Here is a 14,755-nt window from a genome sequence, read left to right on the forward strand (position 1 = left end):
CTGAACTGCTGGACCGGCACCTGCACCACCTGCCACCAACCCCTGCCCAGCAGAGCCACGCCAAGATCAAGAAAGACCTAACGGAGTCCTACTAGGCGGGCGGCAGGCACTCCTTGGCCGGCGGACGGCCCTCGGGCCAGGCGATCCGTACGAACCGCGCACCCCCGTCCGGGGTGAGTTCCACGATCGGTACGGCCTTGTCGTACGGGTTCCCGTGCACGTCGATGCAGATCCAACCGCTCGCCCCGTCCACCCGGTGCGAGCCCTTCATGAACGCCCACTCGTTCACCACGTCCGTCAGCGCAGGCACCGCGTCGCCGTTCGGCGTGGCCTCCCGCATCCCCTGCACCGCCAGCCGCATGGCGTCGTACGCGATGATCAGCTGTCCGTCGGCGAGATCCACCGGCCCGATCGGCCCCACCGGCTGCTTCGCGCCACGCGCGATCAGGCCGTCGAGCTCCTGTGCGTCCGCGGCGCTGCCGCCCGTCCGCGCCGTCTCCTTCTTCCACGCGTCGGGATGCGCGAGCGCGGTGTAGCGCACGGACAGGTTCCGCGTGAGGGCCTTCCAGTCGAGGCGCTTGTCCCCGTTGAGGTACGAGCCCTCGTCGCCCGTGAGCACGGTGAGCCGGTGGTCCATGCAGCCGCGCGCGCCCAGCGCGTTGACGAACTGCCGCAGCTGGGTGTGGCGCCCGGCGAACAGGATCGTGTCCGTGGTCTTCGGGGTGTCGCACACCAGTTGGGTGATCTGTCGGAACTGGTTCGCGGTCGTGCCCTCCTGCGTACGGTCCTCGGGAGGGGTGAACGGCTGCGCCTGGTAGGGCGAACCCGCCACCAGCTTCTCGAACGCGCTCTGCAGGGTGCGCGTGTAGGGGTCGCCCGGCTTGTCGTACACCAGCAGCGCCCTGCCCCCGGAGACCCGGGCGAAGGAGGCGAGCGCACGGGCCGAGTCGCTGTTGGTGGGGGCGACACGGGCGAGCCCCGGGTAGGGATCCTTGCCGTCGGTCCCGTTGGCGAGGCTGTCGGCGGTGATGGAGGAGCCGACGACCGGGATGCCGCGGTGGGTCAGCTCCTTGACGGCCGCACGGTTGTTGTCGGTGCTCAGCCCTATCCCGGTCACCGCCCGCAGCCGGTCGGCGCCCTCGGTCATCTGCGTCAGCCGGTCGACCACACGCGGCCAGTAGGATCCGTCCCGGCCGGTGTTGGCGAGCACCAGCCGGATCTGGGGGGTCTCCCCGGTCGCGTCGTGGTTGGCCCGGTACTGGGCGAGGTAGGCGCCCTGGAGTTCGTGCAGCGTGTCGTCGACACTGTCCGGGTCGCTCGCGGTGAACGGCTCGAAGAGCGCGACGGTGACATAACCGCCGGACTTCAGACGGTCGTTCTCCCGGTACACCGCCTGCACCACGTCGGCGAACCGTGGCTGCCCGAAGTCGTACGCCGTCGTCGACACGCCCACGCAGTCGCCGCCGTCCAGGCGGGCCACGCCCGGGGCGCAGGAGGGCTGCCGGCCGATGTAGGTGACGACGGCCCAGGCGGTGCCGGCCACCAGCACGGCGGCGAGCAGCAGCGCCGCATACCGGCGGAACCGGATCTCCCAGACGTCCTCGCGCAGCCAGGTCCACCAGCGTCCCGCCATCATCGCCCCCCGTTCTCGTACGGTCCGCGGGGACCACCCCGACCACCCCGACCACCGCGGCCGCATGGACCGCACCGGCCTGCCGTCATGCCGGTCATCCCCGGTCCCCGTTCTCGTCGTCACCGTCGCCGGGGATGCGCAGGGGCCGTCCGGCCAGCGCCTCCGTCGGCCAGTCCCGCGAGGCCCGCCACAGCAGGGCGGTGCCCGAGGGGCGCAGGTTCGACAGCTGCTCCAGCTCGAAGCGCAGCCGCTCGGCCACCTTCACATCGGGCAGCACCAGCGGGTCGGTCAGCTGCCACACCGCGTGCAGCAGCCGTCGCACCCGCAGGTGCAGGACGGGATCCACGCCCTGCGGCGGCCGCTGTTCGGCGTCCGTGCGGCCGAGCGCGACCGCGGCCCGGTGGTCGTGGTCGTGGCCGCCGTCGAAGTCCCGGCCCTCGGGGTCGTGGGCGTGGTAATAGGGCGCGGAGGCGATGAAGACCAGCGTGGACAGCCAGGTGCCGACGTCCGTGCCGGTGAAGGTGTCGCGCAGATGGGCCACCGCGAAGTCCGCCTTGCCGAGGGCGAGTTCATGGTGCAGCCGGTAGCGGGCGGCATCGGCCCCGCCCTGCTCGCCGTAGTGGTCGACGAGTGCGCGGTGCGCCGCCTGCCACTGGGCGTGGCCCGCGTCGAGGTGGTGCAGCCGCAGCAGGAGCAGCGCGCGCAGGAAAGGGTCTCCGACGAACTGCCCCGGCGCGCTCGGCCAGCCCTCCGCGGCGAGCCGTTCCTCCAGTCCCAGCACCCCGGCCGCGCCGAAGTCGTCCGGGAGGCGGTCCCGGGCGAGCGCCAGCGCGGACGGGCGGTCGTGGGCGGCCGCGAGCACGGTCAGCTCGTCCAGCCGGCCGCCCGGCACCAGCCGGTCCAGCAGCTCCTGGTAGGCGGGGCGGCCGTCGTGCTCGTCGTGGACGGTGACGTCTCCGGTGAGCAGGGCGCCGAGGGACGCGGCCCCGCGCGGCAGGTTCTGCCGGGCCGACTCGGCGAGCAGGGTGATGCCGAGCGGGCTGCCGCCGGTGAGCCGGTGCGTGGCGTGCGGAAGCTGGGGCGGCACGTCGACGCCCCGGCAGACGGCTCCCACGATGTGCAGGGTGTCGTCGGGCTTGAGCGGCGGCAGCGACACGAGCAGCGCCCGGGAGGACGGGGAGGCGCCGGGCTCCCAGCCGGTGGTGCGGGCGACCTCGGTCAGGGTGCGGCGGGCCGCGTTGCGCAGCGCCGGGTGGGTGTGACCGCGCAGAGCCGAGAAGAAGACGACCTGGTCGCGGAGGCCGTCCGCGCGGTCACGCAGGACGCACTCCAGCAGGCCGCGTCCGGCGGGCTCCTGCACGTTGTCGATGAGGATCACCGGGCGGCCGACGCGGCGGGAGCGCTGCACCACACCGGCGTAGGCGTCGTCCAGGTCGGCCAGCAGGGCCCGCACGAGATGGCGCTCGGCGTGGGTGCGGGAGTCGCCGCCGGCCCGGAAGTGCCCGGACAGCAGGATGAGCCCCAGCTTGGGGTTGCCGCCCGCGTTCGGGTAGTCGCGGTACCAGGCGGCCGCCCTGCGCAGCCGGCGGTGGGTGGGGGAGACGCCCTCGCTGAAGGACTCCAGGGTCGCCTCGATGATCGGCTCGACGACGGGCCCGGTGTTCGACATGGACGCGATCAGCTTGGCGACCACCTTGCTCACCCAGCGGCCCGCGAAGCCGTCGAGGAAGGACCGGGAGTCGTTCAGCAGGAGGATCCGCTCGGCCTCCTGCCGGATGCGCGGTACGTCACGGTCGCCCCAGCCGCCCGCCGCGACCGCGAGCAGCCCGGAGGCGAGCCGCGGGAACCCGATCCGCCGGGCGCCCGTGACGGGCTCGGCGAGCTGCTCGGCGACGGTGGTCAGCGCCTGGGCGACCGGTGACCAGACCTCGCCGGGCCGCTCCGGCGGCGGCCCGGCGAACTGTGGCTCCTCACCGTCGATCAGTGCGACGGGCGTGTGCCCCTGGTAGGCGGCGCGCAGCTCGGCGAGAGTTGCGCTCTTGCCGAGCCCCCGACCGCCCGCGAACACCACGAACGGCACGTCGCCGTCGTGCTCGTACGGGCAGGAGCGGAGCTGGTGGGGTCGCAGACCGACGAGTCGCGAGGCGAGCCCGGGCGGCTCGGTGTCGAACAGAGGCTCCCGGCCGTGCAGCCGTCTGTCGTCCACCGCATCTCCCCCCGGCGCGGTCCGCTTCGATGTGCTGCTGTGAGCTGTACCCCGAAGTGAGGTATACCCAGACCACCGTTGAAAAATGGGGAGTTGATTCGGACCGGAGCGCACGATGACCGACTGGTTGCGAAAGTGTGCGGAATGAGGACGACGATGACCGAGGACCTGACCGATCCACGTATCCCCACCATCGACCTGCGGCCGTGGCTGCACGGCGACCCCGCCACCCGCGCCCGCATCGCCCGCACCGTCGACGAAGCCCTCCAGACCGCGGGATTCCTGCTGGTCACCGGCCACGGCGTGGACCCGTCCCTGCGCTCCCGGATCCGCGAGGCCGCGCGGACCTTCTTCACGCTGCCGGTGGCGGTCAAGGAGAAGTACGCGGCCCGGGTGGGTGGGCGCGGCTGGCTCGGCCCCGGCACGGAGGCCAACGGCTACGCGGAGGGCACCGAGACACCGCCCGACCTGAAGGAGTCACTGACCTTCGCGACGCAGGAGCCGTTCGAGGACCCGGAGATCGACGCGGAGTGGTACGCGCCGAACGTCTGGCCGGCGGAGGTGCCGGAGCTGCGTGGGCTGTGCGAGGAGTACCTGGCGCGGATGGCGGAGCTGGAGAACCGTCTGCTCTCGCTGCTCGGCGAGGCCCTGGGCCTGGAACCGGACTTCTTCACGCGGCACATGGCCCGCCCCACCTACGGCTTCAACATCAACTGGTACCCGGGTGCGGACGTCGTCGGTGAGCCGGAGCCGGGCCAGTTCCGCATCGGCCCGCACACCGACTTCGGCACGGTCACGATCCTGGACCGGCAGGCGGGCAGGGGCGGTCTGCAGGTGTGGACGGACGAGGGCGGCTGGGAGGACGCCCCCTACGACCCGGAGGCGTTCACCATCAACATCGGTGACCTGATGGCCCGCTGGACGGGTGACCGCTGGCGCTCGGGCCGCCACCGCGTCCTGCCGCCGCCGGTGGACGCCCCCGCGGAGGAACTGATGTCCCTGGTCTACTTCGGCGAGTGCACCCCGGGGACGATCGTGGAGTCGGTTCCGGAGCCGGTGGGCAGGGTGGCGTACGAGCCGGTGGACTCGCATGTGTATCTGCGGGAGAAACTGGACTCCATCACGGTGAAGTGAGGCCCACTCGAGCAGTCCGGGTTCCGTCAGCCGGCCGTGGGCCCCTCGTCCCGCTCCCGGCGCCGCAGCTCCTCCTCGCGGCGGCGCAGGTCGGCCTCCCACTCCTTCAGCAGGGCCTCGTCCTTCTTGTTCTCTTCCTTGAGGGACCTCAGGAACTCGGGATTGTCGTCGGGTGCGACAAAGGTGGTGCGGTGGTTGCGGTGCCACTCGGAGGGCGTGGAGCCGCTCGACGGGACGGGCCCGCGGTGCTTGCCCGCCACCAGCCAGGCGATCGGGCCGACCAGCACCTCGCCGAAGAGCAGGATGATGACGACCCAGACCACCTTGGGCAGCCCGCGCACCTGCTCCTCGGGGGTGTTCAGGCAGTCGATGAAGGCGTATATCCACAGCGCCAGGACCAGCAGGAAGGGCAGATACCTGAACATGGTGGTGCGATCCCCCAGGAGACGGCGAGGGGCGTGCGACGGGCCCCGGTGACGGGGTCAGGGTAGCGGGTGGCGGCTGTGCTGTTCCGGGGGGCGCTGCGCCCGCAGTCGCTGCGCGGCGGGGCGGACCCCCGGCTGATCCCCCGGGGCGCCCGGAGTGCCGAACCGGCTCTCGGCGATACTGGGACGCATGGCTTATGACGATCTTCGGTCCCTGCTCCGGGCGCTGGAGCGCGAGGGAGACCTCAAGCGCATCAAAGCCGAGGTCGACCCCTATCTGGAGGTCGGGGAGATCGTCGACCGGGTGCAGAAGTCCGGCGGTCCCGCGCTGCTCTTCGAGAACGTGCGCGGGTCGAGCATGCCGCTGGCGATGAACGTCTTCGGCACCGACCGGCGGCTGCTGAAGTCCCTCGGCCTGAAGTCGTACGACGAGATCTCCGAGAAGATCGGCGGCCTGCTGAGGCCCGAGCTGCCGCACGGCTTCGTCGGGGTGCGCGAGGCCTTCGGGAAGCTCGGCGCGATGGCGCACGTGCCGCCCAGGAAGGTGAAGGCCGCGGACGCGCCCGTCCAGGAAGTCGTGCTGCACGGCGACGACGTCGACCTCGACGCCCTGCCGGCCCTGTTCACCTGGCCCAAGGACGGCGGCTCCTTCTTCAACCTCGGGCTCACCCACACCAAGGACCCCGAGACCGGGATCCGCAACCTCGGTCTGTACCGCCTCCAGCGCCACGACAGGCGCACCATCGGCATGCACTGGCAGATCCACAAGGACAGCCGCAACCACTACCAGGTGGCGGCCCGGCGCGGCGAGAGGCTGCCGGTCGCCATCGCCTTCGGCTGCCCGCCCGCCGTGACGTACGCCGCCACCGCGCCGCTGCCCGGCGACATCGACGAGTACCTGTTCGCCGGGTTCATCGCGGGCAAGCGGATCGAGATGGTCGACTGCAAGACGGTGCCGCTGCAGGTCCCGGCGAACGCCGAGGTGGTCCTGGAGGGCTGGCTGGAGCCCGGCGAGATGCTGCCGGAGGGGCCGTTCGGCGACCACACCGGCTTCTACACCCCCCAGGAGCCCTTCCCGGCGCTGACGATCGACTGCGTCACCATGCGCCGCCGCCCGCTGCTCCAGTCCGTCGTCGTGGGCCGCCCGCCGACGGAGGACGGACCGCTCGGCCGCGCGACGGAGCGGTTCTTCCTCCCGCTGCTGAAGATCATCGTGCCGGACATCGTGGACTACCACCTGCCCGAGGCGGGGGGCTTCCACAACTGCGCGATCGTCTCGATCGACAAGAAGTACCCCAAGCACGCCCAGAAGGTGATGCACGCGATCTGGGGCGCGCACATGATGTCCCTCACCAAGCTGATCGTGGTCGTCGACTCCGACTGCGACGTCCACGATCTGCACGAGGTCGCCTGGCGCGCCCTCGGCAACACGGACTACGCCCGGGACCTCACCGTCGTCGAAGGCCCGGTCGACCATCTCGACCACGCCTCCTACCAGCAGTTCTGGGGCGGCAAGGCGGGCATCGACGCCACGAAGAAGTGGCCCGAGGAGGGCTACACGAGGGACGGCGGCTGGCCCGACATGGTCCTGTCCGACCCCGATACGGCGGCGAAGGTGACCCGCCGCTGGAAGGAGTACGGCCTGTGAGCAGCGCCTCCGCCGCGATTCCGCAGCCCGGACGCACCAAGGCGTTCCTGCGCCTTGTCATGATCGAGCACTCCGTCTTCGCCCTGCCCTTCGCGTACATCGCAGCGCTGTCCGCGATGTACCAGTGGGACAGGAACATCCACTGGGGACGGCTGCTCCTCGTCACGGTCGCCATGGTGGGGCTGCGCACCTTCGCCATGGCCGCGAACCGGATCATCGACCGCGAGATCGACGCCCGCAACCCGCGCACCGCCCACCGCGAACTGGTCACCGGCGCCATGTCGGTGCGGCACGCGTGGACCGGTGCCCTGATCGCCCTGGTCTTCTTCCTGGGCGCCGCGGCCCTGCTCAACCCGCTGTGCCTGGCGCTCGCCCCCATCGCGGTGATCCCGATGGTGGTGTATCCCTACGGCAAGCGGTTCACCAACTTCCCGCAGGCCATCCTCGGTCTGGCCCAGGCGATGGGCCCCATCGGCGGCTGGCTCGCGATCAGCGGCAGGTGGGACTGGGACGCGGTGATCCTCGGTCTCGCCGTCGGCATCTGGATCGGCGGCTTCGACCTGATCTACGCCTGCCAGGACGTGGAGACGGACCGCGAGATCGGCGTCCTGTCGGTGCCGGCCCGCTTCGGCATCCCGGCGGCCATCTGGGGTGCCCGCGCCTGTCACGCCGTCACGACGGCACTGTTCGTCTGGTACGCGGTCGTCACCGGTGCCGGCTTCTTCTTCTGGCTGGGTCTGGTGATCGTGGCGGGCGCCTTCCTCTACGAGCACACGATCGTCCGCCCGCACGACCTGACCCGCCTGAACCGGGCCTTCTTCAGCGTCAACGGGTTCATCGGCATCGCCCTGTTCGTGTGCGCACTGCTGGATCTGTTGGCGCGCGGGCTGACGGTCTGAAAGCCGGGACTCCTGAGGGGAACTCCCGAAGCTGTGCGTCCACTGTGTTTTTCATGTGGGCGGCGTATGTGCAAAGGCTGGTAATGGGCGGCACTTGGCGGATTGAAATGCCGTCCGGCCGGGTTAAAGAATCCTCCTGATTCTGGCGAGAGTTTCCTTGAAACGGGCTGTTTCGGTGGGGTGTGCGCGCCCGGTGGCCCAACACTGCTGTGCATGGCTACGACAGTCCTCACTCCGCCCACCGGTGCCGTTCGCCGCGCGCCGTGGAGATCACCGGCGGACCAGCCGGCCTACGCGCGCCCGGCGCTGCTGGTCATCCTCGTGCTCGCCGCCGTGCTCTACGCATGGGGGATCGACCACAGCCAGTACCACACTTTCTATGCGAACGCCGTCCGCAGCATGACGGAGAGTTGGAAGGCCTTCTTCTACGGCTCTTTCGACCCCGGGAATTCCATCACGCTCGACAAATTGCCGGGATTCCTGTGGCCGCAGGCGCTTTCCGCCCGCATCTTCGGATTCCGTCCGTGGGCGCTGGTCCTTCCCCAGGTCGTCGAGGGCGTGGCGAGCCTGCTGGTCCTGCACCGGCTGGTGCGCCGCTGGGCGGGCGTGAACGCGGCGCTGGTCGCCTGCACGGCGTTCCTGCTGACTCCGGTGGCCGTGGGGCTCTTCCGCACCGCCGTCGAGGACCCCGCCTTCACGTTGTGTCTGCTGCTGGCGGCCGAGGCCACCCAGCGTGCCGCCCGGGACGGCCGGCTGCGCCCGCTGGTGCTCGCCGGTGTGTGGGTCGGGCTCGGCTTCCAGGCCAAGATGCTGGAGGCGTGGGCGGTGCTGCCCGCGCTCGCCCTCGTGTATCTGCTCTCGGCGCCGACCACCCTGCGCCGGCGGCTGGCGCATCTGGGCGTGTCCGCCGTGGTGATGACCGCCGTCTCGGCGTCCTGGATGCTCGCCGTCACCCTCACCCCCGCCAAGGACCGGCCCTATGTGGATGGCACCACCAACAACTCCGCGTTCAGCATGGTGGTCGGCTACAACTTCCTGAACCGCTTCTCCTCCCTCGGCATCAGCGCGGCCTCCACGGGCAGCGTGAGCGCCACGCAGGGCGGCGGAGGCGGCCGGGGTGGCCCATGGCAGGGGGCAGGCCCCGCGCAGGAGGCAGGCCGGACCGGTGGCACCGGAGTCGGCGGGGGCGCCCACTTCCGTCGTACCGGGACGCGGGACGCCCTGGGAGCCGGGACGAGCGCCGTGCGCCGGACCGGCGGCCGGGACGGTGACCAGAACGGCTGGTCGAAGATGTTCGGTACGTCGCTCGCCTCGCAGACCGGCTGGCTCTACCCGATCGCCGCCGTCGCCGTCGTCTGCGGTCTCCTGTGGCGCCGGGGCAGGCCGCGCACCGACCGGACCCGTTCCGGACTCCTCCTCTGGGGCACCTGGTTGACCACGTACTTCCTGGTCTTCAGCGCGGGCAGCGTCGCCGGCCACACGTACTACATGGGCGTGATCGCCGTACCGCTCGCCGCGCTCACCGGGGGCGGCGTCGCGCTGATGTGGCGCGCCTACCGGGCCGGCGGCCGTCGCGCATGGGCGCTGCCGGGCGCGGTGGCGGCGACGGCGGCGTGGAGTGCGTACCTCGCCGGCCAGTTCCCGTCGTTCCTGCCGTGGCTGGCGCCCGCGGTGGGCATGGTCGGTCTCGGCGCCGTCGTCCTGCTGGTGTGGGCCCGCCCGGGTCGTACGCCGTCCGGCGGCCGGCTCGCCCTCGCCGGGCTGGCGGCCTCCCTCACGGCGCTGCTGCTGGCGCCGAGCGCGTGGGCGGTACAGGTGTTCAACCCGTCCTACAGCAGTTCCGGCATGGGTGCGGTCGGTCCCTCCGCCGCGAACCGCGGCCACGGCTCGGTGATCTCGGCGGCCGGCCGGACGGGCCGACTGGCCTGGGGCGGCGGCGGGACGCGCGGCACCGGGGCGACCCGCGGTGGCATGGGCGGGTTCGGTGGCGTGGGCGGGTTCGGCGCGAAGGGCGGACTCACCGCGGCCCAGCGGAAGGTGCTCGACTACACCACCGCGCACCAGGGCTCGGCCGCCTATGTGTTCGCCACCACCAGATGGAACGGCGCGTCCCCGTACATCCTCGCCACCGGTGCCCACGTCCTGCCGCTCGGCGGCTTCAGCGGCAGGGTGCCGTTCCCGACCGAGGCGCAGTTCCGGGAGCTGGTCGACTCCGGCAAGGTGCGGTACGTGCTGCTGAACGGTGGCCGGGGCACGGGTGCCCTGTTCGGCGGCGGTGATGGGACGACGGCCACGGCGCGGATCACCGACTGGGTCCGCTCCGCCTGCACCCCCGTCCCGGCCTCGGCGTACGGCGGCCCGGACTCCGCCGCCTCGGGCACGGCCGGCGCAGCGGTCGCGGCCCAGACGCTGTACCGGTGCACGCCCGGCCACTGACCGGCCCGCGCCGGGACGGCCCCTTCCGCCCGCGGGCGGAAGGGGCCGTTCTCATGAGCGGGTTCCGGCATTGGGCGGGGAGGGAGGCGGCGGGGCTCCGGGAACCGGCCCCTTGGCCCGTTCCTGCCCCGCGGCGCCGGATAGGCTCGGTGTCGTGAACCCAGTCAAGCCAGGAGAGACGCCGCGTACGCCTTGGATCGTAGGGGTGTCCGGCGCCTCCGGCACCCCGTATGCCGCCGCCGTGCTGCGCGGACTCCTCGCCGCGGGCGAGAGCGTCGACCTCGTCGTCTCCCGTGCCTCGCGACTCACCCTGCTCGACGAGACCGGGATCGCCTTCCGGGACGCCCACTGGCGGGAGGACCTGCGCGAGTGGCTGGGACGGGGCGCCGACGGAAAGCCCGGGACGTTCGTCGTCGACGTCGACGGAGACCGTGTGCGCCACTGGAGCGCCGGGGACCTGGCCGCAGGGCCGTCCTCCGGGTCGTACCCGGCGAAGGGCATGCTGATCGTGCCCGCGTCCACCGCGTGTGTGGCGGGGGTCGCGCTCGGGCTGTCGAAGGACCTGTTGCAGCGGGCCGCGAGCGTCACGCTCAAGGAGGGGCGGCGCCTGGTCGTCGCCGTACGGGAGACCCCGCTCGCCGGGCAGACCCTCAAGCAGCTGGTGGCGCTGGACGAGGCGGGCGCGGTGGTGCTGCCCGCGTCGCCGGCGTTCTACGCGGGGGCCACGCACATCCAGGACCTGGTGGACTTCGTCGCGGGGCGGGTGCTGGACGCGGCGGGGGTGCCGCACCGGCTGTACCGCCGCTGGGAGGGCGAACTCGGCGGTTCCCGGCCCGTCCGGTGACCGTCGCCCAGGAGCACCAGGCAGTAGCAGCACAGCACCACTCATCACTTCAGGAACTCTGCAGATCTCTCACCGGATCTCTTCACCGGAAGGCTTCGATCGCATGGACGCGGTGGACAGGCAGCTCATTCAGGCCCTGAGGGAGAACGGCCGGGCCTCCTACGCGGAGCTGGGGCGCCTCGTCGGCCTGTCGGGACCGAGCGTCACCGACCGCATCAACCGTCTTGAGGCGGCGGGCGTCATCACGGGTTACCGCGCCACGGTGAACGCCGCCTCGCTCGGCCTCGGAGTGACCGCCCTCATCGGCATCTCGCTCTCCGACGCCGCCGACCACGAGGACGTGGCGCGTCGGCTGAAGGACCTGCCCGAGATCGAGGACTGCTGGTTCATCGCCGGGGACGACTCCTTCATGCTCAAGGCGCGGGCGACGGACGTGGACGGCCTGGAGAAGATCATCCGCCGGCTGTCGGGCACCAAGGGCGTCTCGCGGACCCGCACCACGATCGTGCTGTCGACGAAGTGGGAGAACAGGGTCGGGGACCTGCCGGAAGAGGCGTAGGGCTACGGTTGTCGGAGTCTGTCTCAGAAAGAGGTATCCGCATGGACGTCGGGCTCAAGCGCGAGCTGGAGGACAAGGTCCGCTCCGGTGAGCGGCTGACCCGCGAGGACGGCATCGCGCTGTACGAGTCGGACGACCTGGCCTGGCTGGGCGGTCTCGCGCACGAGGTGCGGACGCGTAAGAACGGCGATGTCGTGCACTTCAACGTCAACCGCCACCTCAACATGACGAACGTGTGCACCGCGTCCTGCGCCTACTGCTCCTTCCAGCGCAAGCCGGGCGAGAAGGACGCGTACACCATGCGCATCGAGGAGGCGGTCAAGCTCGCCCAGGCGATGGAGTCGGAGAACCTCACCGAGCTGCACATCGTCAACGGCCTGCACCCGAACCTGCCCTGGCGCTACTACCCGCGGTCGCTGCGCGAGCTGAAGAGGGCGCTGCCGAACGTGTCGCTGAAGGCGTTCACGGCGACGGAGATCCACCACTTCGAGACGATCTCCGGTCTTTCGGCCTCCGAGATCCTGGACGAGCTGATCGACGCCGGTCTGGAGTCGCTGACCGGTGGCGGCGCGGAGATCTTCGACTGGGAGGTCCGGCAGCACATCGTCGACCACCGGACCCACTGGGAGGACTGGTCGCGCATCCACCGCCTGGCGCACGAGAAGGGTCTGAAGACCCCGTGCACCATGCTGTACGGCCACATCGAGGAGCCCCGCCACCGCGTGGACCACGTGCTGCGCCTGCGTGAGCTCCAGGACGAGACCGGCGGCTTCCAGGTCTTCATCCCGCTGCGCTACCAGCACGACTTCGTGGACCTGAAGGACGGCAAGGTCCGCAACCGTCTCCAGGCCCGCACGCAGATGGCTACGGGCGCGGAGGCCCTGAAGACGTTCGCCGTCTCACGCCTGCTCTTCGACAACGTCCCGCACGTCAAGGTCTTCTGGGTGATGCACGGCGTCCAGACCGCGCAACTGGCCCTCCAGCACGGTGCGGACGACATGGACGGATCGGTCGTCGAGTACAAGATCACGCACGACGCGGACAACTTCGGCACGCCGAACAAGCTGACCCGTGAGGACCTGCTGGAGCTGATCCGCGACGCCGGGTTCCGGCCGGTGGAGCGGAACACGCGGTACGAGATCATCCGGGAGTACGAGGGCCCGGACCCGGCGCGCCGGGAACAGCCGCAGCCGATGAGGGTATGACCCGGCCGGTGGCTCTCGATTTCACGCTCGACCCCGCCATGACCCCTGCCCTCCGCGACGGGATCCTCGACCTCTGGGTCGATGTGACCAACGCCGGGGGAGCCGTGGGGTTCGTGGCGCCGGTCGCCCCGGACGCGATACGCCCCGAGCTGCTGAAGCACCTGGTGGCCATGAGCGAGGGGCGCAGCCGGCTGCTCGTCGGGCGGGACGGGGACGGCCGGGTGGCCGCGACCGCGTTCCTCACCTTCAACACGCACCGCCTGATGACCCACTCGATCTGGCTCTACACGGTCATGGTCCACCCGCGGCACCAGGGCAAGGGCTACGGCCGTGATCTGCTGGCCGTCGCCGCGGACGCGGCCCGCGGCCTGAAGGGCATAGAGGCGATACGGCTCACCTGCCGCGGCGGCCTCGGCCTGGAGCGGTTCTACGGCTCCTGCGGCTACAAGGAGGTCGGCCGGGTTCCCGGGGCGATCCGGGTGGCCCCCGGGGACGACCGAGACGACATCACCATGCTGCTGCCGCTGGGGTGAGCAGGGTCGCGCGCACCCCGCTGCAAGATCGGGCCCCCGGCGTGCTTCACTGGACGGTGCCCTTTGGGAACATTCGGAACGGATCGGAACGGAAGAGTGGATTGAGATGCTCCGATACACGCTGATGCGCCTCGGTATCCTCGCGGGCTGCCTCGTGGTCGTCTGGGGCCTCGTCTACTCGGGTGTCGCCCCGCGCGGCCTCGGCGACTCCAACGGCCTGTGGATCATCCTGCTGGCCCTGGTGATCTCGGCGCCGATCAGCTTCGTGGTGCTGCGCAAGGAGCGGGACCGGGCGTCGGTGCAGATCGTGCAGCGGGTGGACCGTATGAAGGCGAACCTCGAGGCGAACCGCAGCCAGGAGGACGTGGCCGACGACACGGCACGGACGCAGGGGCAGACTTCCTGAAAGCCTGTGTCACAGCGGGCTGACCGTAGTCTTGCCCGCATGGGTTCCGTGAAGAACAAGCGGATGCCGCGGGCCGTGCGCGAGCAGCAGATGCTCGACGCCGCCGTGAAGACCTTCGGGCAGCGTGGCTACATGGCCGCCTCGATGGACGAGATCGCCGAACTCGCCGGTGTGTCCAAGCCGTTGGTGTACCTGTACCTGAACTCCAAGGAATCCCTCTTCAGCGCCTGCATCCGCCGCGAGGCCGCCGCCCTCGTCGAGGCGGTCCGCTCCGGCGTCCGGCCCGGGACCGGCGCCGACCGCCAGCTCTGGGAAGGGCTCCAGGCCTTCTTCACGCACACCGCGCGGAACCCGGACGGCTGGGCCATCCTGCACCTCCAGGCCCGTACGCACGGTGAACCCTTCGCCGCCGAGGTGACCGCGATGCGCGAGGAGATCGTCGCGTTCGTCACCCGGCTCATCGCCGTCGCGGCCCGTGACGGGGGGACCCCCTGCTCGAACGGAGTTGAGAGCTTGGGGGATCACCACGACCCCGACCTGCCAGAACACGAGGTCGCCGGGCTCGCCGAGGCCCTGGTCGGGGCCGCCGAGTCGCTCGCCGCCTGGGCCAACGTCACCCCCGGTGTCTCTGCCCGGCAGGCCGCGTCGACCCTGATGAACTTCGCGTGGGCGGGTCTGGGCAACCTGATGGAAGGGCGGCCCTGGACACCACCGATCACGGTTTCGTAAAGGATCGACTCGGGTTTCGTGTGATTTCCGCGGGGACCGCGTAAGAAATCGGTGCCTGATCGGTTACCGCTTGTCCGGATTGCCTACGGCGATTGCCT

At 71.0% G+C, this 14,755-nt stretch carries 13 protein-coding genes; 10 read left to right on the plus strand and 3 right to left on the minus strand.

The features are described from left to right. Positions 1-91: 91 nt before the first annotated feature. Together ACZ7L1_RS22180 and ACZ7L1_RS22185 are read right to left on the minus strand one after the other, a co-directional pair. Positions 92-1,633, minus strand: coding sequence for an ABC transporter substrate-binding protein (locus tag ACZ7L1_RS22180; RefSeq protein WP_471439736.1), 1,542 nt, complete (start codon positions 1,631-1,633; stop codon positions 92-94). Positions 1,634-1,727: 94 nt separating this feature from the next. Continuing rightward, positions 1,728-3,839 carry a hypothetical protein gene (locus tag ACZ7L1_RS22185; protein WP_471439486.1) on the minus strand — a complete coding sequence of 704 codons (2,112 nt, stop codon included), beginning with the start codon at positions 3,837-3,839 and terminating at the stop codon, positions 1,728-1,730. 156 nt (positions 3,840-3,995) lie between these two features. Between ACZ7L1_RS22185 and ACZ7L1_RS22190 the strand changes: the two genes are divergently transcribed. Further along, the gene (locus tag ACZ7L1_RS22190) at positions 3,996-4,973 is read left to right on the plus strand and encodes an isopenicillin N synthase family dioxygenase (protein ID WP_471439488.1); all 978 of its coding nucleotides are present in this window, start codon (positions 3,996-3,998) and stop codon (positions 4,971-4,973) included. Between the two features lie 26 nt (positions 4,974-4,999). Here the strand turns inward: ACZ7L1_RS22190 and ACZ7L1_RS22195 are convergent, their stop codons facing one another. Next, positions 5,000-5,398 carry a PLD nuclease N-terminal domain-containing protein gene (locus ACZ7L1_RS22195; protein ID WP_471439490.1) on the minus strand — a complete coding sequence of 133 codons (399 nt, stop codon included), beginning with the start codon at positions 5,396-5,398 and terminating at the stop codon, positions 5,000-5,002. A 190-nt stretch (positions 5,399-5,588) separates the two neighbouring features. Here ACZ7L1_RS22195 and ACZ7L1_RS22200 point away from each other — a divergent pair, with 190 nt between their 5' ends. The 9 genes from ACZ7L1_RS22200 to ACZ7L1_RS22240 all read left to right on the plus strand — a co-directional run bounded on the left by ACZ7L1_RS22200 (position 5,589) and on the right by ACZ7L1_RS22240 (position 14,657). Continuing rightward, complete coding sequence (locus tag ACZ7L1_RS22200) at positions 5,589-7,046, plus strand: menaquinone biosynthesis decarboxylase (RefSeq protein ID WP_471439492.1); 1,458 nt, start codon at positions 5,589-5,591, stop codon at positions 7,044-7,046. Next, entirely contained in the window at positions 7,043-7,945 is a 903-nt protein-coding gene (mqnP, locus tag ACZ7L1_RS22205; protein ID WP_471439494.1) for a menaquinone biosynthesis prenyltransferase MqnP, read from the plus strand. Before ACZ7L1_RS22200 ends, mqnP begins: the two co-directional genes overlap by 4 nt. 213 nt (positions 7,946-8,158) lie before the next feature. Then, a complete protein-coding gene (locus ACZ7L1_RS22210; RefSeq protein ID WP_471439495.1) occupies positions 8,159-10,381 on the plus strand; it encodes an ArnT family glycosyltransferase in 2,223 nt (740 codons plus the stop codon). 154 nt (positions 10,382-10,535) lie between these two features. Then, positions 10,536-11,225, plus strand: a complete 690-nt coding sequence (locus ACZ7L1_RS22215; protein WP_471439496.1) for a UbiX family flavin prenyltransferase — start codon at positions 10,536-10,538, stop codon at positions 11,223-11,225. Between the two features lie 103 nt (positions 11,226-11,328). After that, complete coding sequence (locus ACZ7L1_RS22220; RefSeq protein ID WP_471439498.1) at positions 11,329-11,784, plus strand: Lrp/AsnC family transcriptional regulator; 456 nt, start codon at positions 11,329-11,331, stop codon at positions 11,782-11,784. A gap of 41 nt (positions 11,785-11,825) precedes the next feature. Next, the gene (mqnE, locus tag ACZ7L1_RS22225; protein WP_471439500.1) at positions 11,826-12,989 is read left to right on the plus strand and encodes an aminofutalosine synthase MqnE; all 1,164 of its coding nucleotides are present in this window, start codon (positions 11,826-11,828) and stop codon (positions 12,987-12,989) included. Positions 12,990-12,997: 8 nt separating this feature from the next. Then, positions 12,998-13,522: a GNAT family N-acetyltransferase gene (locus ACZ7L1_RS22230; RefSeq protein WP_471439502.1), complete on the plus strand. Its 525-nt coding sequence runs from the start codon at positions 12,998-13,000 to the stop codon at positions 13,520-13,522. A gap of 106 nt (positions 13,523-13,628) precedes the next feature. Continuing rightward, positions 13,629-13,928 carry a DUF4229 domain-containing protein gene (locus ACZ7L1_RS22235; RefSeq protein WP_471439503.1) on the plus strand — a complete coding sequence of 100 codons (300 nt, stop codon included), beginning with the start codon at positions 13,629-13,631 and terminating at the stop codon, positions 13,926-13,928. Positions 13,929-13,967: 39 nt separating this feature from the next. Then, positions 13,968-14,657, plus strand: a complete 690-nt coding sequence (locus ACZ7L1_RS22240; RefSeq protein WP_471439504.1) for a TetR/AcrR family transcriptional regulator — start codon at positions 13,968-13,970, stop codon at positions 14,655-14,657. Positions 14,658-14,755: the final 98 nt, after the last annotated feature.

It is taken from the genome of Streptomyces sp. NPDC107546 (genome assembly GCF_055639175.1).